Consider the following 22,105-nt stretch of genomic DNA (forward strand, 5'->3'; position numbering starts at 1 on the left):
CCGTCGCCGGACCCGGTCACCTGGTCGTCGGCCTGGCCCGGCGGACGACGAACGGCCCGATCGCCAGCAGGTCCACGGGCGCCGAGCCGAAGCACTCCAGAGCGTCCCGCGGATCGTCCACCATGGGGCGCCCGGCGGTGTTCAGGCTGGTGTTCACCACCACGGGCAGGCCGGTGCGGCGCTCGAAGGCGGAGATCATCCGGTGCACGAGCGGCTGGGTGTCCGGGTCGATGGTCTGGATGCGCGCGGTGCCGTCGACGTGCGTGACGGTGGGGATGCGCTCGCGCCACTCCTCGGCGACGTCGTGCACGAAGAGCATGTACGGCGAGGGGATCGGGCCGCGGCTGAAGATCTCGGCGGCCCGCTCCAGCAGCACCATCGGCGCCACGGGCCGGAACTGCTCGCGGCCCTTGACGTCGTTCATCCGCTCGAGGTTGGCCTCGAACCCGGGGTGGGCGAGCAGCGACCGCTGGCCCAGCGCCCGCGGCCCGTACTCGCTGCGGCCCTGGAACCAGGCGACGATGCCGTTGTCGGCGAGCACCTCGGCCACCGCCTCGGCGACGTCGTCGGGCCGCTCGTAGGCGATGGCGGCGGTCTGCAGCCGCCGCTCGATCTCCTCGTCGCTCCACCCCCGGCCGAGCGCCGCGCCGGGCATCGGCTCGGTGCGGTCGCCGAGTTCGGCGGCGACGTGCAGGGCGGCGCCGAGCGCGGTGCCGGCGTCACCGGCGGCCGGCTGCACCCACACCTGCTCGAACGGGCTCTCCGCGAGGATCCGGGTGTTCGCCACGCAGTTGAGCGCGGTGCCGCCGGCCATCGTGAGGGTGCGCTCTCCGGTCTGCTCGTGCAGCCAGCGGGCGAGGTCGACCAGCACCTCCTCCAGGCGGGTCTGCACGCTGGCGGCGAGGTCGGCGTGCGCCTCGGTCCACTGCTCGTCCTTGCCCAGGCGCGGGGCGAACTCGGTGAAGTCGATCCGCTCGGTCCGGAACCCGCCGTCGTCGGTGGCCCGGATCAGCTCGGACAGCTCGCCGAGGAAGCGTGGCTTGCCGTAGGAGGCCATCGCCATGACCTTGAACTCGTCGGAGCTGCGCAGGAAGCCGAGGTGGTCGGTGAGCTCCTCGTACATCAGGCCCAGCGAGTGGGGGAGGGCCTGGCCGGCGAGGATCTCCAGCTGCCCGTCGACGTAGCGGCCGGCCAGGTGGCTGTGCGCCTCGCCGCGGCCGTCGAGCACCAGGACGGCGTTGTCCCGCTGCGGAGCCGCCTGCCCGGCCGACGCCGCGTGCGCCACGTGGTGCTTGACGAAGCGCACCTTCGCCGGGTCGAGGCCGGGGAGCGCGTGGGCGAGGAAGTCCGGCGCCATCTCGGCGTACTTCCTGCGCATCGTGTCGCCATCGTCGAACAGGCCGGTGTCCTCCGGCGTCGTCATCAGGCCCGGGTCGAAGGAGTAGGCGACGGCGTCGAGCTCCTCGGGGCGGATGCCGGCCTCTTGCAGGCACCACGCGGCCGACAGCTCCGGCAGTTCCCAGGCGCTCCACGGCAGCGGCCGCTTGCCGTGCTTGCGCCGGCTGAACCGCTCCTCCTCCGCGGCGGCGACGGTCCGCCCGTCGACGACGAGCGCTGCGGCCGGGTCGTGGTAGATCGCGTTGATGCCGAGGACCTTCACCTGGTGCTCCTCCCGGCCGGGCGGTGAGGGGAGGGGTGCCCGGGCGCTCTGCAGCGATCATGCGGGCGGCGGGTCGGAGTCGCAGGTCGGAGCGGACGCCGCCGGCGGCCCGGGAGCGCCGCTCCGGTGGGATGCTCGGGGTGTGACCGACAGCACAGCGGGCGCACCCGCGAGCCCCGAGGAGCTCGCGGCCGCCTTGGAGCGCAGCGGCTACCTCCCCGACCAGGGGCTGGCCACGGCCGCCTACCTGGCGTTGGCCATGCAGCGGCCGCTGTTCCTCGAGGGCGAGGCCGGGGTGGGCAAGACCGCGCTGGCGCACGCGCTGGCAGAGGTCACCGGCCGGCCCATCTACCGGCTGCAGTGCTACGAGGGCCTGGAGGCCAGCCAGGCCCTGTACGACTGGGACTTCGGTCGCCAGCTCCTGCACCTGCGGGCCGCCGAGGCGGCGCACGCCGTCGACGACCCCGCCGCCCTGGAGGCCTCGCTCTACGACCGGCGCTTCCTGCTCGCCCGCCCGCTGCTGCAGGCGCTCGAGGACTCGCCGTCGGTCCTGCTGGTCGACGAGATCGACCGTGCCGACGACGAGTTCGAGGCATTCCTGCTCGAGCTCCTGTCCGACTTCACGATCTCGATCCCCGAGCTGGGCACCGTCCGCACCGAGCACCCGCCCCTGGTGGTGCTCACCTCGAACCGGACCCGGGAGGTGCACGACGCCCTCAAGCGGCGCTGCCTGTACCACTGGCTGGCGCATCCGGACTTCGAGCGCGAGGTGGCCATCCTGCGGGCCCGGCTGCCGGAGGTGACCGAGCGGCTGGTGCGGGAGGTGGCGCGGGCGACGGCGACGCTGCGCACCCTCGACCTGCTCAAGCCGCCCGGCGTCGCCGAGGCGCTGGACTGGGCGACGGCGCTGCACACGCTCGGGGCGCGGGAGCTGGACCCGGACGTCGCCGCCCGCACGCTCGGCGCGGTGCTGAAGTACCGGGAGGACACCGAGCGGGTCCAGCTGCAGGTGGGGGGAGCGCTGTTCGGTGCTCGGTGATCCAGGTGCCTAGCGACGTCGTCGGGACGGTGGTGGGCTTCGCGCGCACCCTGCGGGCGGCCGGGGTGCCGGCCTCCCCGGACCGCGTCGAGGCGATGCTCGCCGCGGTGGGCCACCTCGACGTGCTGTCGCCGTCCGACGTCTACTGGGCCGGCCGGCTGACGCTGTGCGGCAGCCCCGACGATCTCGACCGCTACGACGGCGCGTTCGCCGCCTGGTTCGGCGGCGAGCGGCCACGCCGGGCGCAGACCGCGGGGCCCGAGCGGCGGGTGGTCTCGGTGATGGCGCCGCTGGACGCCGGCACCGGTGACGACGAGGGCGCGCCGGCGGCGCAGGAGCTCGCGGTGCGCGCCAGCGCAGCCGAGGTGCTCCGGCACCGGGACGTCGGGGAGCTGACCGTCGCCGAGCGCGAGCACCTGCGCCGGCTGTTCGCGCTGCTGCGGCCGGCCGCGCCGATGCGTCCCTCGCGGCGGCGCGGCCCGGACCGGTGGGCGCCGTGCACCCCGGCCGCACCGTGCGCCGGGCCCTGCGCGACGGCGGCGAGGTGGGCCGGCTCCTGCGCCACCGGCGCTCGTCCCGGCCCCGCCGCGTGGTGCTGCTGGTGGACGTCTCCGGCTCGATGAGCCCCTACGCCGACGCGTTGCTGCGCTTCGCGCACGTGGCGGTGCGGGCCCGCCCCGGCTCGACCGAGGTCTTCACCGTCGGCACCCGGCTGACCCGGGTCACCCGGGAGCTGCGGCTGCGCGACCCGGACCGGGCGCTGGCCGCCGGCGGCTCGGCGATCCCGGACTGGTCGGGCGGCACCCGGCTCGGCGAGGTGCTCAAGGCCTTCCTCGACCGCTGGGGGCAGCGCGGGACCGCGCGGGGCGCCGTCGTCGTCCTGTGCAGCGACGGCTGGGAGCGCGGGGACGCCGGCCTGCTCGGCGAGCAGATGGCCCGGTTGGGGCGCCTGGCGCACGCGGTGGTGTGGGTGAACCCGCACAAGGGCCGGGCCGGGTACGAGCCGCTCACCGCGGGCATGCAGGCGGCGCTGCCCTCGGTCGACCACTTCGTGGCCGGACACAGCCTGGCCGCGTTCGAGGAGCTGACAGGAGTGATCGCGAATGCGTGAGAAAGGACCCCGTCCTCCTCATCCTTCGCAGGCTCGGGACGAGCCTCGGGACGGGGCCGGAAAGGATCAGTCGAATGCGCGATGTTCTTGAGGAGTTGGTCGGCTGGTGGCAGGCGGGGGAGACCGTCGGGGTGGGCACCGTCGTCGCCACCTGGCGCTCCGCGCCCCGGCCGGCCGGGGCCTCGATGCTGGTCGGGCCCGACGGCACCGCGGTGGGCAGCGTCTCGGGTGGCTGCGTCGAAGGCGCAGTGTACGAGGAGGCGCGGGACGCCGTCGACACCGGTGCGCCGGCGCTGCGCCGCTACGGCGTCAGCGACGACGACGCCTTCGCCGTCGGGCTGACCTGCGGCGGGATCCTCGACGTGTTCGTCGAACCGGTCTCGCGCGAGTCCTTCCCGGAGCTGGGGGCGGTCAAGGAGTCGGTCGACCGGCACGAACCCGTCGCCGTCGTCACGTGCGTGACCGGTCCGGAGGACCGCGTGGGCCGGCGGATGGTGCTCTGGCCGGACCGGACGTCGGGCAGCCTGGGACTGCAGCGCCTCGACGACGCGGTCACCGCCGACGCCCGCGGCATGCTCGCGGCCGGCCGCACCGGCATGCTGCACGTCGGCCACGACGGCGAGCGCCGCGGCGACGACCTGACGCTGTTCGTCAACTCCTTCGCCCCGCGCGCCCGGATGGTCGTGTTCGGCGCGATCGACTTCGCCGCCGCCGTCGCCCGGCTCGGGGCGTTCCTCGACTACCGGGTCACCGTCTGCGACGCGCGTCCGGTCTTCGCCACCCCGAAGCGCTTCCCGGACGCCGACGAGGTGGTCGTCGACTGGCCGCACCGGTACCTGCAGGAGGAGGTGGACGCCGGCCGGGTCGACGAGCGCACGGTGCTGTGCGTGCTCACCCACGACCCGAAGTTCGACGTCCCGCTGCTGGAGCTCGCGCTGCGGCTCCCGGTCGCCTACGTCGGGGCGATGGGCTCCCGGCGCACGCACGACGACCGCCTGGACCGGCTGCGCGAGGCCGGTCTGGAGGAGGCGGAGCTCGCCCGGCTGGCCTCGCCGATCGGCCTGGACCTGGGCGCCCGGACGCCGGAGGAGACCGCGGTGTCGATCGCGGCCGAGATCATCGCGGGCCGCTGGGGCGGCTCCGGCGAGCGGCTGGCCGAGACGGAGGGGCCCATCCACCGGACCGCCGAGCGCTGACGCCCAGGTCGGCCGACGAAGGTGTGGCCTAAATCACTCGGACAGGACAGACTCCACTCAGAGCCGGTGGCGACCGGGGCCCACCGGGCGATCTGAGCGATCCGAGCGGAGGATCCGTGACCCGAATCTCGATGCGTGTCGACGGGGTGACCTACACCGACGACGTCGAACCCAGGACCCTGCTGGTCCACCACCTGCGCGAGCAGCTGGGCAAGGTCGGCACGGTCGTCGGCTGCGACACCAGCAACTGCGGCGCGTGCACCGTGCACCTGGACGGCGAGGCGGTGAAGAGCTGCACGGTGCTGGCGGTCCAGGCCGACGGCAGCGAGGTCACCACCATCGAGGGCCTGGCCGGCTCCGACGGCTCGCCGGACGGCGCGCTGCACCCGGTGCAGAAGGCGTTCCACGAGCTGCACGGCCTCCAGTGCGGCTACTGCACCCCCGGGATGATCATGGCCGCGGTCGACCTCCTCGGCGACAACCCGGACCCCAGCGAGGACGAGGTGCGGGAGGGCATCGAGGGCAACCTCTGCCGCTGCACGGGCTACCAGAACATCGTCCGTGCCGTGCAGCAGGCGGCCCGGGAGATGAACGCGGGGGCCCAGGCATGACCGCCGTGGAGGACCGGGCCGCCCAGGCGCCGGTCAAGGAGGTCGGGCAGGCTCGCCGGCGCAAGGAGGACGCCCGGCTGATCACCGGCCGGACGACGTGGACCGACAACCTGGTGCTGCCGGGGATGCTCCACCTCGCCGTCGTCCGCACCCCGGTCGCGCACGCCCGGATCACCGCCGTCGACGTCGAGGCGGCGCGCTCGGCGCCCGGCGTCGTCGCCGTCTACACCGGCCGGGACTTCGCCGAGGAGCAGGGATCGATCCCGTGCGCCTGGCCCGTGACGCCGGAGATGGCCAACCCCGGCCACCCGTCGGTCGCCGTCGACGAGGTGAACCACGTCGGCGAGGCGGTCGCGGTCATCGTCGCCCGCAGCAAGGTCGCCGCGCAGGACGCCGTCGAACTGGTCGACGTCGACTACGAGCAGCTACCCGTCGTCCTCGACATGGAGCAGGCCGTCGGGCAGGAGCCGGAGCTCTGCCACGCGCACCTGTCGTCCAACGAGAGCTTCCGGTGGATCTTCGACGCGGGCGAGGCCGGCACCGGCGAGGACACCGACCGGGCGTTCGCCGACGCCGACGTGGTGGTGAGCCGGCGCTTCGTGCAGCAGCGGCTGATCCCGGCGTTCATGGAGCCGCGGGCCACCGTCGTCCAGCCGCAGGGCGACAACTACACGATCTGGTCCTCGACCCAGGTGCCGCACATCCTGCGGGTCATGCTGGCGATGATCACCGGCATCCCGGAGCACAAGCTGCGCGTCATCGCCCCCGACGTCGGCGGCGGGTTCGGCGGCAAGCTGCAGGTGACGCCCGAGGAGGTGCTCACGCTCCTGGTGGCGCGGCGGCTCGGCAAGCCGGTCAAGTGGGCCGAGACCCGCAGCGAGTCGCTGATGAGCGCCCACCACGGCCGCGACCAGATCCAGTACGTCGACATCGCCGCGGACCGGGACGGCATGGTCAAGGGTCTCAAGGTGCACATCCTCTCGGACATGGGCGCCTACCTGCGCCTGGTCAGCCCGGGGGTCCCGATCCTCGGCGCGTTCATGTACCCGGGGATCTACAAGTTCCCGGCCTACCGCTTCGACTGCCAGGGCGTCTTCACCAACAAGACGCCGACCGACGCCTACCGCGGGGCCGGGCGGCCCGAGGCCACCTTCGCCATCGAGCGGATCATGGACGAGCTCGCCGTCGAGCTCGGGATGGACCCGCTGGAGCTGCGCCGGAAGAACTGGATCGGGGCCGAGGAGTTCCCGTTCACGACCGTCGCCGGGCTCGAGTACGACAGCGGCGACTACGGCGAGGCCACCCGGCAGGCGCTGGAGCTGCTCGGCTACGACGAGCTGCGCGAGGAGCAGCGCCGCCGTCGCGAGTCGGGCGATCCGGTGCAGCTCGGCATCGGGTTCTCGACGTTCACCGAGATGTGCGGGCTGGCGCCGTCCCGGGTGCTGGGCTCGCTCGACTACGGGGCCGGCGGCTGGGAGCACGCCTCGATCCGGATGCTGCCCACCGGCAAGGTCGAGGTGGTCACCGGCTCGACGCCGCACGGGCAGGGGCACGAGACGGCGTGGAGCCAGCTGGTCGCCGACGAGCTGGGCGTCCCGTTCGAGGACGTCGAGGTGCTGCACGGCGACACCGCCATCTCCCCGCGCGGGCTGGACACCTACGGCTCGCGCTCGCTCGTCGTCGGCGGCGCGGCGGTGGTGAACGCCGCGCAGAAGGTCGTGAGCAAGGCCCGGAAGGTCGCCGCGCACCTGCTCGAGGCCGCCGAGGAGGACCTGCAGTTCGAGGGCGGGTCGTTCTCGGTGCGGGGCACGCCCGGCACCGCGATGTCGATCCAGCAGGTCGCGCTGGCCACCTTCGCCGCGCACGACTTCCCCGAGGGGGTGGAGCCCTCGATCGACGCGGACGCCACGTTCGACCCGGTCAACTTCTCCTTCCCGCACGGCACGCACGTCTGCGCGGTGGAGGTCGACACCGAGACCGGCATGGTGAAGATCCGGAAGTACGCGTGCGTGGACGACGTCGGGACGATCGTGAACCCGCTGATCGTCGAGGGGCAGGTGCACGGCGGGCTGGCGCAGGGCATCGCGCAGGCGCTGTACGAGGAGGCCGTCTACGACGCCGACGGCAACCTCACCACCGGCACGTTCGTCGACTACCTCGTCCCCTCGGCGGCCGACCTGCCGCACTTCGACACCGGGAACACGGTGCACGTCGCGCCCGGCAACCCGATCGGGGCGAAGGGCGTCGGCGAGGCCGGGTGCATCGCCTCGACGCCGGCGGTCGTGAACGCCGCGCTGGACGCCGTGCGCCATCTGGGGGTCTCGGACATCCGGATGCCGCTGACCCCCGAACGGGTGTGGCGGGCCCTGCAGTCAGGTGGTGACGGCGGTGATCGCGCCACCGCCGGCACCAACGCCTACGGCGGCGCGCAGACCGAGACCACCACCGGTGTCGCGACGCCGGAGTCCTCGCTGGGAGGCGACCGATGATCCCCGCTGCCTTCGACTACGCCCGGCCGACCACGGTGGACGAGGCGCTGGCCGCCATGGCGGAGGGCGGTGAGGACGCCAAGGTGCTCGCCGGCGGGCAGTCGCTGATCCCGGTCATGCGGCTGCGGCTCGCCGCGCCGTCGCTCGTCGTCGACCTGGGGCGGGTGGCCGAGCTCCGCGGGGTCCGTGACGACGGCGACGCGATCGTGATCGGAGCGATGACCACCCACTCGGACGTGCTCGCCGATCCGCTGATCGCCCAGCACGCGCCGCTGGTCGCCGAGGCCACCGGCACCGTCGCCGACCGGCAGGTGCGGCACCGCGGCACCTTCGGCGGCGCGCTGGCCCACGCCGACCCGGCCGGTGACCTGCCGGCGGTGGCGCTGGCGCTGGACGCCGAGTTCGTCGTCGCCAGTGCTGCCGGGCGGCGGACGGTGCCGGCCCGGGAGTTCTTCGTGGACTACCTGACCACCGCGCTGGGCGAGCAGGACCTGCTGGTGGAGGTGCGCATCCCGAAGCTCACCGGGCAGTGGGGGATGCGCTACGAGAAGTTCCATCGGGTGGCCCAGGCGTGGGCGATCGTGGGCGTCGCCGCGGCGGTGCGGCGGGAGAACGGGCACATCGCCGAGGCGCGGATCGGGCTGACCAACATGGGCCCGGTCCCGCTGCGGGCGACGGCGGCCGAGCAGGCGCTGGCCGGGGCGGGCGCCGGGGGCGGGGCGATCGCCGAGGCGGCCGGTCGCGCCGCCGACGGCACCCAGCCCAGCGACGACCTCAACGGCCAGGCCGACTACCGCGAGCACCTGGCGCGGGTGCTGACCCGGCGGGCGGTCACCGCGGCGGCCGGGCTCTAGGGGTTTCACGTGCAACTGGAGAACTCGTTCACCGTGCCCGTGCCGATCGACGAGGCGTGGCGGGTGCTGCTGGACATCGAGCGGATCGCGCCGTGCATGCCGGGCGCCGCGCTCGACTCGGTCGAGGGCGACGACTTCACCGGCCGGGTGAAGGTGAAGCTCGGCATGATCAACCTGACCTACACGGGCAAGGCGTCGTTCGTGGAGAAGGACGAGGCGGCGCACCGGGCGGTCATCGACGCGCGGGGCAAGGACCAGCGGGGGAACGGCACGGCGGCCGCCGTCGTGACCGCGACCCTGGCGCCCGAGGGGGACCACACGCGGGTCGACGTCATGACCGACCTGAACATCACCGGGCGGCCGGCGCAGTTCGGCCGCGGGGTGATGACCGACGTCGGCAACAAGCTGCTCGGTCAGTTCGCCGACAAGCTGGCCGAGCAGCTGGGGGCGGGAGAGGAGGAGGCGCCGTCGACGACGCCCCTGGTCGCTGCTCCCGAGCCGGCCCCGACGGTGCCGGCTGCTGCGGCGGCGCCGACCGCTGCTCCGGCGCGGGCTGCTCCGGCGGCCGAACCGGAGCCGATCAACCTGCTGGAGGTCGCCGGAGGGGCCGCGGCGGCCCGCTACGCCGGGCCGGCGGCCGCGCTCGCCGTCGCCCTGCTGATCGTCTGGTTGGTCCGCCGCCGCGGGTGAGTTCCGTCAGGCGCGGGTCCGGAGCAGGTCGTTGTCGACGACGGCGGCCAGCCCGAGCGTCTTGTAGCCGACCTCGTCGAACAGCACGGTGACCCGGTCGTCCTCGACGCGCATGACCACGCCCGCGCCCCACTCGCTGTGCTCCACCGGCGTCTCGACGGGGAAGGGCGTGTCCTGCGGCGCTGCGTCGGCGTGCTCGTGGGCGGTGCCGGCGGTGCAGGTGTCGCAGTTGCCGCACGGCTCGTCGAGCTGCTCGCCGAAGTAGCCGAGCAGGAACTGCCGGCGGCACTCGGTGGTCTCGGCGTAGCCGCGCATCATCTCGACGCGGCTCTGGTCGACCTTCTCGTGGTGCTCGGCGAGCTCGCGGGCCTGCTGGGCGGCCTCGCCGGGTGCTGGGGCGCCGTCGGCCGGGTGCGCTGCGCCCTCCTCGTCGAGGACGATGGCGGAGACCTGCTCGAGCAGGTTGAGGTCGCGGACCAGCGGGGTGGCGGCCCGGCCGGTCTCCTCGCGGAGCGTCGGGACGTCGACGCCGTCCTCCAGGTCTGCGGCGTGGGCGGCGGCGACCAGCCCCGCGACCTGCTGGAGCTCCTCCTCGGCGGGGGCGCCGGCGGCGAAGAAGCGGCGCAGGCCGAGGTCCTCCTGGCGGTAGACGAGGACGGCGAGCGCCGGTTCCCCGTCGCGGCCCGCCCGGCCGATCTCCTGGTAGTAGCTGTCGATGGAGTCGGCAGGTTCCGCGTGGACGACGAAGCGGGTGTCCGGCTTGTCGATGCCCATGCCGAAGGCGGTGGTGGCGACGACGACGTCGAGTTCGTCCTCCATCCACGCGCGCTGGGTCTCCTCGCGGTCTCCCTTGTTGAGGCCGGCGTGGTAGTACCGCGCCCGGAGCCCACGCTCCTCGAGCTCGGCGGCGATGGTCTCGGTGCCCTTGCGGGTGGCGCTGTAGACGATGCCCGGGCCGCGACCCTCGCCCACCTCCGTGAGCACCCGGTCCAGGACGCCCTGCTCCTTGGCGTGGGCGTCGGCGTGGTGGTCGACCTCCAGTCGGATCTCCGGCCGGTCGAAGCCCGCGACGACGACGGCGGGGTCGGTCATGCCGAGGCGTTCGACGATCTCCGCGCGCACGGGCGGGGCGGCGGTCGCGGTGAGCGCCAGGACGGTGGGGGAGCCGAGCTGCTCGACGGCGGTGCCGAGGCGGAGGTAGTCGGGGCGGAAGTCGTGTCCCCAGGCGGAGACACAGTGCGCCTCGTCGACGACGAACAGCGCGGGGTGGGCGGCTGCGAGGGCCTCGACGACGTCGGCCTTGGCGAGCTGCTCGGGTGCCAGGAACAGGTAGCGGACAGTTCCGTCACCGAGCTGCTCGAGCGCCTCGCGCTGATCGCCGGGCGACATCGTCGAGTTCAGCTGAGCGGCCCGGCCGGCCTGCTCCTCCAGGTCGGTGAGCCGCTCGACCTGGTCGCGCTGGAGGGCGATGAGCGGGGAGACCACGACGACCGGTCCGTCGAGGAGCTGACCGGCGACCTGGTAGATCGCGGTCTTGCCCGCGCCCGAGGGCAGGACGGCGAGGGTGTCGCGCCCGCCGACGACCGCTTGCATGGCCTCTTCCTGGCCAGGCCGGAACTCCTCGAAGCCGAGGATCTCGCGGGCGAACTCGCGGATCCGCCGGGTGCGGACCGACGCGGTCGCCCCTGCGGGGTTCTCCTCTGCGGTGTCGGCGTCGGAGTCGGCGTCGGACGGGGCGGAGGACGAGGCACGCGGCACCGGCTCCCTGTCCCCGGTGCCCGGGCGCGGCAAACGGTGCCGGACGTCACCGTGCCGGTTCGTCGCCGGTTCGCTGCCGGTTCGTGCTGGGCGGAGGCGCCGTCGTCCCGCGCACGTTCCCGCGGGAACGTCTGCTCCGGCCTCTGCTCACGAGGGGCCCGCTCCCCAGGGCTGTCCCACCCCTGCTCGGCCACCCGATGGCGCCGATCCAGGCGTTCCCGCGGGAACGCCCCGTTCGGACGCGCCCGCTGCCTCCGTCGCCAGCCGGCGCGCGAGGTCGCGGTTGGTCATGAGGACACCGATCGCGTACGCCATGTCGAGCCGCTCGTAGGGCGCCGGTGCCGGTGCTGCCTGGTCCGGAGCGCCATCGGGGAAGAGCGCCTGGTCGATGCGTCGGCGTTCGCGCGCCACGGAGACCGCCGGTGCGGCAGGTGGCCCCGATCGGCGGCGACGTCGCGCGCCGCCACGCTGGTCCGCGGACCTCACCCGTCCTGCCGGACGGCGTTGCAGGAGCCTCGGGCCGTCCGCAGACCGACGATCGGTGGCTCCCTGGGATGCGGCCGGAGCTGAGCGCGCGCTCGGCCGCCGACCGACGGTCTCGTCCATCGGGTGCACCCCGGCGTAGGGATCGTCGCCGCTACGCGGATCCGGCGAGGGTCCGTCCACCCCCGCTGCGAAGGCTGCGTCGGCGCCGCCCCACACCCTCCGCCCGTCCGGATCGGTGACCACGACGGTGCCGTCGCGTCGGGAGACGACGAGATCGTGCTCGTGCACCAGGCCGTGGTCGACGTCGCAGAGCAGCACCATCTCCTGGATGTCGGTGCGCCCGCCGAAGATCCAGTGCCGCGTGTGGTGGGCGTGCAGGCGCTCGATCCGCGTCTCGGGGCAGCCGGGGCGGACGCATCCACCCTCGCGACGCAGCATCGCCCGCTTCTGGGCCTTGCTGGCCAGGCGTCGACGCCGCCCCAGCGCGAGGGGTTCACGTCCCCGCTCGATCATCGCCACCACGGTGGCCTCGCAGAGCATGCGGCGCGCCTGAGCGCCGGTGATCGCCGGGCCGCCCTCGATGTAGGCGCGGCCGGCGGCGGTGTCGTCGGCCAGCACGTCGGCGTCCACGTGCACGACGACCTCGCGGCGCGGTGGGTCACCGGGGCGCCGGTCGTCATCGGGGCGGGTGACCAGATCAGCGAAGGCGGTGATGCGGCGGGCGGTGGTGCGCTCCCGCACCAGTCGCGCGGACGCGTCGTCGAGGCAGCGCTGCTCGACCTCGGGGTCGACGGTGCCGCCCGCGGCGCGGGTCCGTTCGTGCTGCGCGGCGGCCTTCGTCGCCTGGGCTCGCTCACGGCGGGCGTCGCGCTCGGCCCGACCCTCGATGGCGGTCAACACCTCCGCGCCGCGATCGCCCGGCATGCGGATCTTGATCGTCAGGGTGCCGTCGTCGTCGTACCAGTGCTCGAAGGACTGCTCGCGTTGCCCGCGGTGGCCGCCCCCGCCGTCGGCGGCATCGTCGACGCGGCGCCAGGACCGGCAGAACCGCTCGGTCTGCGAGGCGGTGGCGGCCAGCGCGAACTCGAGCAGCATCTGCTCGCAGTCCGGCTCGGCGATGCGGGTCAACGCCCGCACCTTGGAGAACGACAGCCGGCCGGCGGCGAACGCGGCCTCGATCCGTGGCAGGCGGGCCAGCGCCCGTGCCACCCGCACGTGCTCGCGGGCCGTACCCGTGCCCATGCCGCACTGCCAGGCCAGCCAGTGAGCGCAGGACTTGATGCCCACCCCGGCCCAGCCGTCGCGTTCGTCGAAATCCCGCACGAGGCGCAGCCAGGAGGCGGTGGCCGCCGCCATCCGCACCGCCGCCGTGGTGATCGCCAGTGCCAGCTCGGCGAGCGTCGCCTGCTCATCGTCATTCGATCGCATGTTCGAACACTAGGACCGGGGTGTGACAGTTCTCGCAGGTGAACGACGCAGTCGGCCCCGGAGAGGCGTTCCCGCGGGAACGTGCCGGGCTGACCTGACGCAGGGAAGGTCGGCGGGCGGGCCGGGCAGGTCCAGCACCCGGCAGGAGCAGGTCTGCAGCAGTGGGCGAGAGACGTTCCCGCGGGAACGTCTCTCGCTCAGGTCAGCGGCGAGTGGCGGGAACCGACGTCGGCCCGCTCGGCGGCCGACCGCCCGGCGTACCAGCCGCCGGCATCGACCGACGCCCGGCTGCGGCTGGCGCGCACCTTCGGGAAGAGCTCGGTGACCGCCGCGTCGACGGCCTCGCGGCGGTTCCGGAGCACCGGCAGCAGGTCGAGCCCGGACTCCTCGGCGGCCGCGGTGGTGGCCTCCCGCCGGGCGGTCTGCAGCCGTTCGCCGATCCGCTGGCCGTACCCGAGCAGGAACGCCCGGCGGAACGTGCGCGAGGCGGACCGCCGGCCGTCGCGCCGCTCGGCGGCCGCCAGCGCCTGCGCGACCTGCAGCAGCAGGGAGGTGAACAGCAGCTCGACGGCGTCGAGGTCGGCTCGGGCGCCGACCAGGTTGGCGATGCCGATCCCCTGGTACCAGACGAGCCGGACGTCGTTGGCCTCGGCGACCGCCGCGAGCACCTGCATCTTGGCGCGCACGTAGGGATCGCCGACGTGCACCCGGCGGGTGGCGACATCCCCGGCCGGAGGGGCGTCCGGTGCGAGCAGCGCCACGTCCACCGCGTGCCGGGTCATGAGCTCCTGTGCCTTCGCGGTCAGGGCCTCCGCCTCCTCGGCGAACTCCGTCGACTCCGCCTTCGCGAGCAGCCCGCGGATGCGCCGCAGGGCGCGGTCGTCCCCCGGCGCCGGCGGGCCGGCCGGCTGCGTCCGCGCGGCAACCCAGCGCGACGGCGGTGGCACGAGGACGTCGATCCGTGCCGCGCCGCGCAGCACGCCGAGCAGCTGCAGCACGATCCGCCACGCCTCCGCCGGTGACCGGCGCCCCGACCGCTGCCAGGCGGCGACCACCGCACCGTCCCCGTCACCGAGGGCGCCCAGCTCGCGCAGCTGGCCCACCCAGGTCTCCGGCGCCCGCCGCTCGGCGTCGGTCCGACGGGCGTGGGCGCCGATCAGCGCGACGACCAGCGGGACCGAGCCGGTGGTCGCCTCGCGCCGGGCGGCGTGCGCGACGTCGGCCGGCTGCCAGCCCCGCTCCCAGACCTCGTCCAGCGCCTCGACCAGGGTCCGGGTGGTGAGCCCGCCGGCGTCGACGTCCGGGTACCGGTGGCCCAGGCTCGACGCCAGCTGCGCCGCCGAGGCGGCATCCGGCCGGTAGCGGAGCAGCTCCACGAGAAGGTCGTCATCGGTCACGTTCGGCATGCTGCCCCGGCGGGACGACACCGCGCCGCAGCACCTGTGGACAGCACACTCCCATCCACAGGCGAGCGATTCTCCGTGGATGCGGATCAGGACGCTCGAATCGAACCGCAGATGCGGCGGTAGAGTGCCGGCGTGCCGCACCGCTACCGCATCGCCTCGGCCGCTGCGCTCCTCGGCGTGAGCGACGACACCGTCCGCAGGTGGCTCGACGCCGGCCGGCTGACCGCGCACCGGGACGCCGGCCCGGCCACGGTCGACGGCGTCGAGCTCGCCCGTCTCGCCACCGGACTCCGCGACGCCCCCGAACCGGGCACGACGCCGTCGTCGGCCCGCAACCGGCTCACCGGGATCGTCACCGGCGTCGTGCGGGACACGGTGATGGCGCAGGTCGAGATCCAGGCGGGGCCCTTCCGTGTCGTCTCGCTCATGTCCCGGGAGGCCGCCGACGAGCTCGGGCTGGAGGTCGGGGTCCGCGCGGTCGCCACCGTCAAGGCGACCCAGGTCAGCGTGGACGTCCCGTGAAGCGCGGCGTCGCGCTGCTCGCGGCGGTCGGGCTCCTCGCCGGCTGCGGTGGCGGGGAGAGCAGCGGGGGGAGCAGTGGGACCAGCGGCACGCTCACCGTCTTCGCCGCCGCCTCCCTGGCCGACGTCTTCACCGAGCTCGGCGAGGAGCTGGAGGAGACGAACCCTGGGCTCGACGTGCGGTACACCTTCGCCGGCAGCTCCGCGCTGGCCACGCAGCTCGTCCAGGGCGCCCCGGCGGACGTCTTCGCCGCGGCGAACGAGGCGCAGATGGCCGTCGTCACGGGGGAGGGCCTGGCGGAGCAGCCCGACGTCTTCGCGGCCAACGTGCTGCAGATCGCCGTCCCGGCCGGCAACCCGGCCGGGGTCACGGGCCTGCGCGATCTGGCCCGCGAGGAACTCGCCATCGCCCTCTGCGCCCCGGAGGTGCCCTGCGGCGAGGCCGCCGAGCAGGTCCTCGCCGCGGCCGGCGTCACCGCCGCCCCGGACACGCTCGAGCAGGACGTGCGCGCGGTGGCGACCAAGGTGCGGCTCGGCGAGGTCGACGCGGGGCTCGTCTACGCCTCCGACGTGGCCGGCGCCGGCGGGGACGTCGAGGGCATCCCGGTGCCCGAGGCCGAGGAGGTGGTCAACGAGTACCCGGTCTGCGTCCTCGACGGCGCGCCCAACCCCGACGCGGCCCGCGCCTTCGTCGACCTGCTGCTGTCCGAGCGCGGCCGCCGGGCGCTGGCCGACGCCGGCTTCCGCGAGCCGTGAACCGGTCCCGCGAGGGGGCGGCCGTCCCGCTGCCGCTCGTCGTCCCCGCCGTCCTCGCCGTCGGCTTCCTGGTGCTCCCCGTCCTCGGCCTGCTGGTCCGCGCGCCGTGGTCCTCGCTGCCCCAGCAGCTCGCGGCGCCCGGCGTCGGGCAGGCGCTCCGGCTGTCCCTGCTCTCCGCGACGCTGGCGACCGCGCTCTCCCTGGTCCTCGGCGTCCCGCTGGCCTGGGTGCTCGCCCGCTCGCGCATCCGGGGGCGCAGCGTCCTCCGGGCGCTGGTCACGGTCCCCCTCGTCCTCCCGCCCGTCGTGGGCGGCGTCGCGCTGTTCCTCGTGTTCGGCCGGCAGGGCATCGTCGGCTCCTGGCTCGACGACGCCTTCGGGATCACCATCCCGTTCACCACGGCCGCCGTCGTCCTCGCCCAGACGTTCGTGGCGATGCCGTTCCTGGTGATCAGCGTCGAGGGGGCGCTGCGGGCCGCCGACGCCCGTTTCGAGGACGTCGCGGCCACGCTCGGCGCCGACAGGTGGACGACGTTCCGCACCGTCACGCTCCCGCTCGTGGCGCCCGGCATCGCCGCCGGCGCGGTCCTCTGCTGGGCCCGCGCGCTGGGCGAGTTCGGCGCCACCATCACCTTCGCCGGCAACTTCCCGGGCACCACCCAGACGATGCCGCTGGCGGTCTACCTGGCGCTGCAGCGCGAGCCCGAGGCCGCCGTCGTCCTCTCGCTGGTCCTGCTGGCCGTCTCGCTGGCCACGCTGCTCCTGCTGCGGGACCGCTGGCTGCGGGGAGCGGCGGCGTGAGCCTCTCCGCCGACGTCGCCGTCCGCCGGGGCGCCCTCGACCTCCGGCTGCACCTGGAGGTCGCCGACGGCGAGGTGCTGGCCGTGCTGGGCCCGAACGGCGCGGGGAAGTCCACGCTGCTGCGCGTCCTCGCCGGGCTGCTGCCCCCGGACGGTGGCCGGGTGGTCGTCGACGGCCGCCAGTGGGACGACGTTCCCGCGGGAACGCACCTGTCCGCCCCGCGGCGCTCGCTCGGCATGGTGTTCCAGGACGCGCTGCTCTTCCCGCACCTGAGCGTGGCCGACAACGTCGCCTACGGGCTGCGCACCCGCGGCGTGCCCCGGGCCGACCGGCGCGCGGCGGCCGCCGCCTGGCTCGACCGCGTGGGCATCGGCGAGCTCGGCGCCCGGAGACCGGCGCAGCTGTCCGGCGGCCAGGCGCAGCGGGCGGCCCTGGCGCGGGCGCTGGTCGGTGAGCCCGCCCTGCTGCTGCTGGACGAACCGCTCTCCGCCCTGGACGCCCGCACCCGCCTCGCGGTGCGCGCCGAGCTGCGCCGGCACCTGGCGGAGTTCCGCGGCAGCACCGTGCTCGTCACCCACGACCCCGTCGACGCGATGGCGCTGGCGGACCGGGTGGTCGTCGTCGAGGACGGCGGGGTGGTCCAGGAGGGGGCGCCCGCCGACGTGGCCCGCCGGCCGCGCACCGACTACGTCGCCCGGCTGGTGGGGCTCTCGCTGCTGCCGGGGACCGGTGAGGGCGCGAGCGTGCGCCTCGACGGCGGCGGGGTGGTGGCCGTCCCCGAGGAGGTGGCCGGACCGGTCTTCGCCGCCGTCCGCCCGGAGAGCGTGGCGCTGTTCCGCAGCCACCCCGACGGCAGTCCGCGCAACGTCTGGCGGTTGCGGCTCACCGGGGCCACGCCGCACGGGACGACGGTGCGGTGCGACCTGCACGGCGAGGTCCCGCTGGTCGCCGACATCACGGCTGCCGCCTTCGCCGAGCTCGAGCTGGTGCCCGGGGACGAGGTGTGGGCGGCGGTCAAGGCCTCGGAGATCACCGTCTACGAGCGGTGACAGGGTGGGGGACATGACCACAGCAGCCGTCGTCCTGGCCGCCGGGGGCGGTCGCCGCTACGGGAAGCCGAAGGCGCTGGTCGAGTTCGAGGGCAGCCTGCTGGTCGAGCGCGCGGTGCGGACGGCGCGCGCGGCGTGCGACGTCGTCCTCGTGGTGCTCGGCGCGCAGGCGGTCGACGTCTGGCGCACCGCCGACCTCTCCGGCGCCACGGTGCTCGCGAACGCGGAGTGGGAGACCGGCATGGCCTCGTCCCTGCGCACCGGCCTCGACGGGCTGCGCGGGCTGCCCGGGACCGTCGACGCCGCCCTGATCACGCTCGTGGACATGCCGGGGATGACCCCGGAGGCGCTGACCGCGGTCGCCGCGCACGCCGGCCCCGGCGCGCTCGCCGTCGCCACGTACGAGGGGATCCGCGGCCATCCGGTGCTCCTCGGCCGCGACCACTGGGCCGGCGTGATCGCGACGGCGACCGGTGACGAGGGCGCCCGCCGGTACCTCGCCGACCGCGACGTGACGGAGGTCGACTGCACCGGCCTGGCCGATCCGACGGACCTCGACGTCCCGCCGCCCGGGGTACGGTCGACGTCGTGATCGCCCGGGTCGTGGATGAACCGCTGTCGGTGGCCGAGCACGAGGACGCCGTGGCCGACAAGCGGGCCGGCGCCGTCGTCAGCTTCGCCGGGGTGGTCCGCGACCACGACGGCGGCCGCTCGGTGACCGAGCTCGAGTACGTCGGCCACCCGACCGCCGAGCAGGTGATCCGCGAGCTGGCCGAGGAGTTCGCCGCCCGGGACGACGTGCACGCCGTGGCGGTCAGCCACCGCATCGGGCTGCTCGGGATCGGCGACGTCGCGCTGGCGTGCGCGGTCAGCGCCGCGCACCGGGGCCAGGCGTTCGCCGCCTGCGCCGACCTCGTCGACGAGGTGAAGAAGCGGCTGCCGATCTGGAAGCGGCAGGTCTTCACCGACGGCGAGGAGGAGTGGGTGGCCTGTCCGTGATGGCGGGTCGCCACCGATCTGCTTGATGGTCCTCGACCGCCCGTGGCATAACTGACCGAGCCGGCCGAGCACGTGCCGCGCTGTTCCGGGCGTCTCCGCGGTGAGCGGAGGACCGGGGGAGGCGAACGACATGGGACGGCCCTATGGCGACCGCGTCCTCGCCGGGATGCCGGTCGGGTTCATGGCGGTCGACGAGGACTGGACCATCACCCACGTCAACCCGGCCGCCGAGCGGATGCTGTTCCTCGCCGCGGCCGACCTCGTCGGGCACAACTACTGGGCGGTCTACCCGGCGAACCTCGCCAACGACTTCGGCCGGGCGTTCCGCCGGGCGATGAGCGAGCGGGTGACGACCACCGTCGAGGCGTTCTACCCCGATCCGCTCAACCGCTGGTACGACGTCGAGGCGGTGCCGGTCGACGACGACGGCGTCCACTTCTTCTTCTCCGACGTCACCGACCGCCGCGAGGCCCAGGACCGGCTGGAGATGCTCGACCGCATCGGCGCGGAGCTGGGCGGGACGCTGGACGTCGACGCCGCCGTCGCGCGCATCCCCCGGCTGGTGGCCCCCGCGCTGGCCGACGGCTGCCTGCTGACGGTCCTGGACGACGAGGGGCGGCCGCACGACGTCGGCTCCTGGCATGCCGTGGAGGACAAGCGGCCCCTGGTCGAGCGCTACGCCGCGGTCCGCCTGGCCGACCTCCCGCTCGGCGCACCGCTGATGCTCTCGCTGCTCGAGGGCGAGACCGTCACCTTCCCCGGCTCCCGAGCGCTGGAGATCCTGCCCGACGGCGAGGCCCGCCAGCTGCTGGAACAGGTGGAGGTGACCCACGGCGTCACGCTGCCGCTGCGCGGTCACGCCCGCGTGGTCGGCGCCCTCACCCTGCTCATCAGCCGGCCGCAGCCGCCCAGCGAGCGCGACCTGCGGACCGCCCGCCAGATCGCCGACCGGATCGGGCTGGCGCTGGACAACGCCCGCCTGTTCGACCAGCAGCGCCAGCTCGCCGAGGGGCTCCAGCGCAGCCTGCTCACCGCGCCGGTGCAGCCCGAGCACGCCGAGATCGTCGTCCGGTACACCCCGGCCGCGGAGGCGGCCCGGGTCGGTGGGGACTGGTACGACGCGTTCGTGCAGCCGTGCGGCGCGACGATGCTCGTCATCGGTGACGTCGTCGGCCACGACACGGAGGCCGCCGCCACCATGGGCCAGCTGCGCGCCCTGCTGCGCGGCATCGCCACCTACAGCGACGCCCGCCCCGCCGAGGTGCTGCGCGGCCTGGACGGGGCGATGGCCCAGCTGCAGGTCGGCACGTACGCCACGGCCGCCGTCGCCAGGTTCGAGCGGCCGCCGGACCAGCCCGAGCACGGCGCGACCCGGATGCGCTGGTCGAACGCCGGGCACCTGCCGCTGCTGGTCATCCACGGGGACGGCCGGCTCGGCGAGCTGGGGGAGTGGCAGGGGGACCTGCTGCTGGGCGTGGACCGCAACGCCCAGCGGCACGAATCGGTCCTCGAGCTGCGGCGCGGCTCGACGGTGCTGATGTTCACCGACGGGCTCATCGAGCGGCGGGGCGGCGATCTCGACTCCGGCATGGCCGAGCTCCGGAGGACCGCGGCCGAGCTGGCGTCGCTGCCGCTGAGCCGGCTGTGCGACGAGATGATCGAGCGGCTCGTGCAGGGCAGACCCGAGGACGACGTCGCGCTGGTCGCGATCAGGCTGCGCTGACCTCGGGCGTCAGCGGGCGGGCGCGAGCCCGTCGTCGCCATCCCGCTTGCGGTCGCGCTCGAGCTCCTCCTCCTCGGCCTGGGCCTCCATGACGTTGGCCTCGCCGGCCACGGTGGCCGCAGCGTCTCCGTGCGACTCGCCGTAGACCTGCTCGGCGCGACCCAGCAGCTCCTGCGCCTTCGCCTTGATCCTGCCGACGATGCTCATCGTTCAGCCTCCTGCGAACGGGGGCAGCACGTCCACCACGGCGCCCGGCGTCAGCTGCAACGCCCGGTCGCGGGTGGTGGTTCCGTCGACGAGGAACGAGCAGGCGGTGAGCACGCGCTCGAGCCGCTCGCCGTGGTCGGTGACGAGCTGTCCGACGAGCTCGTCGAGGGTGGCGGCCTGGCGCTGCTCGGTGTCGATGCCGGATGCGGCCCGGGCACCGGCGAAGTAGCGGACGGTGACGGTCACGGTCTCAGCCTCCGATCGCCGACATGGGTCTGCTGGGCTGCAGGAAGCCGGGGTCGTCGATGCCGTGGCCGGGAAGCTTGCCGAGAGTCGCCACCCGCCAGCGGTCGGCCAGCTCCTGGTCGGTGGCGCCCTCCCGCATCGCCGTCCGCAGGTCGGACTCCTCGCGGGCGAACAGGCAGTTGCGGACCTGGCCGTCGGCGGTGAGCCGGGTGCGGTCGCAGGCGCCGCAGAAGGAGCGGGTCACCGAGGCGATGACGCCGACGGTCGCCGGTCCGCCGTCGACCAGCCAGCGCTCCGCCGGTGCCGAGCCGCGCTCCTCGACGTCCGGCGTCAGGGTGAACCGGGCCGACAGCTGCTCCAGGATGTCCTCGGCGGTGACCATCCGGCCCCGGGTCCACGCGTGGTGCGCGTCGAGCGGCATCTGCTCGATGAACCGCAGCTGGTAGCCCTGCTCGAGGCAGAACTCCAGCAGGGGGACGGCGTCGACGTCGTTGAGCCCGTGCAGCAGGACGGCGTTGACCTTGACCGGGGTCAGGCCGGCGTCCTGCGCGGCCCGCAGCCCGGCGAGGACGTCGTCGAGCCGGTCGCGGTGGGTGAGCTGCCGGAAGCGCTCGCGGTCGAGGGTGTCGAGGCTGACGTTGATCCGGTCCAGCCCGGCGGCGGCCAGCGCGGGCGCCATCCGGGACAGCCCGATCGCGTTGGTGGTGAGGCTGACCTCGGGGCGTGGCCGCAGCGCCGTCGTGGTCGCGACGATGCCGGGCAGCCCGGGGCGTAGCAGCGGCTCGCCGCCGGTGAAGCGGACCTCGCGGATGCCCAGCTGCTCCACGCCGATGCGGATCAGCCGGGTGACCTCGTCGTCGGTGAGCTGCTCGACCTTGGGCAGCCACTGGAGCCCCTCGGGCGGCATGCAGTAGGTGCAGCGCAGGTTGCAGCGGTCGGTGAGCGAGACGCGCAGGTCGGTGGCGACCCGGCCGTACCTGTCGACCAGGCCACCGCTCCCGGGCGGGGTGCTCGGCACCTCGCGCACCCGGGGGTCCGGCAGGGGCTCGCTGGTCATCCACCGAGCTTAGCCCGTC

At 74.5% G+C, this 22,105-nt stretch carries 20 protein-coding genes and 3 pseudogenes; 16 read left to right on the forward strand and 7 right to left on the reverse strand.

Annotated elements, in window-relative coordinates; translation table 11 throughout:
* Positions 1-16: 16 nt before the first annotated feature.
* A complete protein-coding gene (locus tag A6V29_RS11780; RefSeq protein ID WP_137160464.1) occupies positions 17-1,660 on the reverse strand; it encodes a carbamoyltransferase family protein in 1,644 nt (547 codons plus the stop codon).
* A gap of 142 nt (positions 1,661-1,802) precedes the next feature.
* Here A6V29_RS11780 and A6V29_RS11785 point away from each other — a divergent pair, with 142 nt between their 5' ends.
* From A6V29_RS11785 to A6V29_RS21945, 8 genes and pseudogenes are all read left to right on the forward strand, one after another.
* Positions 1,803-2,699, forward strand: coding sequence for an AAA family ATPase (locus A6V29_RS11785; protein ID WP_137160465.1), 897 nt, complete (start codon positions 1,803-1,805; stop codon positions 2,697-2,699).
* 65 nt (positions 2,700-2,764) lie between these two features.
* Positions 2,765-2,866, forward strand: a pseudogene (locus tag A6V29_RS22175) (hypothetical protein); the annotation flags it as partial.
* Between the two features lie 317 nt (positions 2,867-3,183).
* A pseudogene (locus tag A6V29_RS21630) lies at positions 3,184-3,810 on the forward strand (vWA domain-containing protein); the annotation flags it as partial.
* 74 nt (positions 3,811-3,884) lie between these two features.
* A complete protein-coding gene (locus A6V29_RS11795) occupies positions 3,885-5,006 on the forward strand; it encodes an XdhC family protein (protein ID WP_137160466.1) in 1,122 nt (373 codons plus the stop codon).
* A gap of 116 nt (positions 5,007-5,122) precedes the next feature.
* Entirely contained in the window at positions 5,123-5,617 is a 495-nt protein-coding gene (locus A6V29_RS11800) for a (2Fe-2S)-binding protein (RefSeq protein ID WP_283956360.1), read from the forward strand.
* Positions 5,614-8,106: a xanthine dehydrogenase family protein molybdopterin-binding subunit gene (locus A6V29_RS11805; protein ID WP_137160467.1), complete on the forward strand. Its 2,493-nt coding sequence runs from the start codon at positions 5,614-5,616 to the stop codon at positions 8,104-8,106. The genes A6V29_RS11800 and A6V29_RS11805 overlap by 4 nt, the downstream gene beginning before the upstream one ends.
* On the forward strand, positions 8,103-8,960 hold the full coding sequence (locus tag A6V29_RS11810; protein WP_137160468.1) for an FAD binding domain-containing protein: 858 nt from the start codon (positions 8,103-8,105) through the stop codon (positions 8,958-8,960). Before A6V29_RS11805 ends, A6V29_RS11810 begins: the two co-directional genes overlap by 4 nt.
* 9 nt (positions 8,961-8,969) lie before the next feature.
* Positions 8,970-9,650: an SRPBCC family protein gene (locus tag A6V29_RS21945; RefSeq protein WP_137160469.1), complete on the forward strand. Its 681-nt coding sequence runs from the start codon at positions 8,970-8,972 to the stop codon at positions 9,648-9,650.
* 6 nt (positions 9,651-9,656) lie between these two features.
* On the opposite strand, the gene A6V29_RS11820 is transcribed toward A6V29_RS21945, so the two are convergent.
* From A6V29_RS11820 to A6V29_RS11830, 3 genes are all read right to left on the reverse strand, one after another.
* On the reverse strand, positions 9,657-11,408 hold the full coding sequence (locus A6V29_RS11820; protein WP_137160470.1) for a RecQ family ATP-dependent DNA helicase: 1,752 nt from the start codon (positions 11,406-11,408) through the stop codon (positions 9,657-9,659).
* A 147-nt stretch (positions 11,409-11,555) separates the two neighbouring features.
* Positions 11,556-13,322, reverse strand: a complete 1,767-nt coding sequence (locus A6V29_RS11825) for an HNH endonuclease signature motif containing protein (protein ID WP_137160471.1) — start codon at positions 13,320-13,322, stop codon at positions 11,556-11,558.
* A gap of 197 nt (positions 13,323-13,519) precedes the next feature.
* Complete coding sequence (locus A6V29_RS11830; protein ID WP_137160472.1) at positions 13,520-14,719, reverse strand: DUF2786 domain-containing protein; 1,200 nt, start codon at positions 14,717-14,719, stop codon at positions 13,520-13,522.
* Positions 14,720-14,860: 141 nt separating this feature from the next.
* Between A6V29_RS11830 and A6V29_RS11835 the strand changes: the two genes are divergently transcribed.
* The 8 genes and pseudogenes from A6V29_RS11835 (at position 14,861) to A6V29_RS11865 (ending at position 20,576) form a co-directional block, all read left to right on the forward strand.
* Positions 14,861-15,250 (forward strand): TOBE domain-containing protein, encoded by a 390-nt coding sequence (locus tag A6V29_RS11835; protein ID WP_137160473.1) that lies wholly within the window; start codon positions 14,861-14,863, stop codon positions 15,248-15,250.
* Entirely contained in the window at positions 15,247-16,005 is a 759-nt protein-coding gene (gene modA / locus A6V29_RS11840; RefSeq protein ID WP_137160474.1) for a molybdate ABC transporter substrate-binding protein, read from the forward strand. Before A6V29_RS11835 ends, modA begins: the two co-directional genes overlap by 4 nt.
* Positions 16,002-16,805, forward strand: a complete 804-nt coding sequence (locus A6V29_RS11845) for an ABC transporter permease (protein WP_137160475.1) — start codon at positions 16,002-16,004, stop codon at positions 16,803-16,805. The genes modA and A6V29_RS11845 overlap by 4 nt, the downstream gene beginning before the upstream one ends.
* Positions 16,806-16,858: 53 nt before the next feature.
* Positions 16,859-17,278, forward strand: a pseudogene (locus tag A6V29_RS22180) (ATP-binding cassette domain-containing protein); the annotation flags it as partial.
* Between the two features lie 120 nt (positions 17,279-17,398).
* Complete coding sequence (locus A6V29_RS22185; protein WP_502700086.1) at positions 17,399-17,854, forward strand: TOBE domain-containing protein; 456 nt, start codon at positions 17,399-17,401, stop codon at positions 17,852-17,854.
* A 13-nt stretch (positions 17,855-17,867) separates the two neighbouring features.
* On the forward strand, positions 17,868-18,446 hold the full coding sequence (locus A6V29_RS11855) for a nucleotidyltransferase family protein (RefSeq protein WP_137160477.1): 579 nt from the start codon (positions 17,868-17,870) through the stop codon (positions 18,444-18,446).
* Positions 18,443-18,853: a molybdenum cofactor biosynthesis protein MoaE gene (locus A6V29_RS11860; protein WP_137160478.1), complete on the forward strand. Its 411-nt coding sequence runs from the start codon at positions 18,443-18,445 to the stop codon at positions 18,851-18,853. The genes A6V29_RS11855 and A6V29_RS11860 overlap by 4 nt, the downstream gene beginning before the upstream one ends.
* A gap of 130 nt (positions 18,854-18,983) precedes the next feature.
* Positions 18,984-20,576 (forward strand): SpoIIE family protein phosphatase, encoded by a 1,593-nt coding sequence (locus A6V29_RS11865; RefSeq protein ID WP_137160479.1) that lies wholly within the window; start codon positions 18,984-18,986, stop codon positions 20,574-20,576.
* Positions 20,577-20,585: 9 nt separating this feature from the next.
* Here the strand turns inward: A6V29_RS11865 and A6V29_RS11870 are convergent, their stop codons facing one another.
* The 3 genes from A6V29_RS11870 to moaA are packed head-to-tail and all read right to left on the reverse strand — an operon-like array spanning position 20,586 to position 22,086.
* Entirely contained in the window at positions 20,586-20,783 is a 198-nt protein-coding gene (locus A6V29_RS11870; protein ID WP_137160480.1) for a hypothetical protein, read from the reverse strand.
* A gap of 3 nt (positions 20,784-20,786) precedes the next feature.
* Positions 20,787-21,029 carry a MoaD/ThiS family protein gene (locus tag A6V29_RS11875; protein WP_137160481.1) on the reverse strand — a complete coding sequence of 81 codons (243 nt, stop codon included), beginning with the start codon at positions 21,027-21,029 and terminating at the stop codon, positions 20,787-20,789.
* Between the two features lie 4 nt (positions 21,030-21,033).
* On the reverse strand, positions 21,034-22,086 hold the full coding sequence (gene moaA, locus A6V29_RS11880; RefSeq protein WP_137160482.1) for a GTP 3',8-cyclase MoaA: 1,053 nt from the start codon (positions 22,084-22,086) through the stop codon (positions 21,034-21,036).
* Between the last annotated feature and the right edge of the window lie 19 nt (positions 22,087-22,105).

Source organism: Blastococcus sp. CCUG 61487, assembly GCF_005222955.1.
Lineage (GTDB): Bacteria > Actinomycetota > Actinomycetes > Mycobacteriales > Geodermatophilaceae > Blastococcus.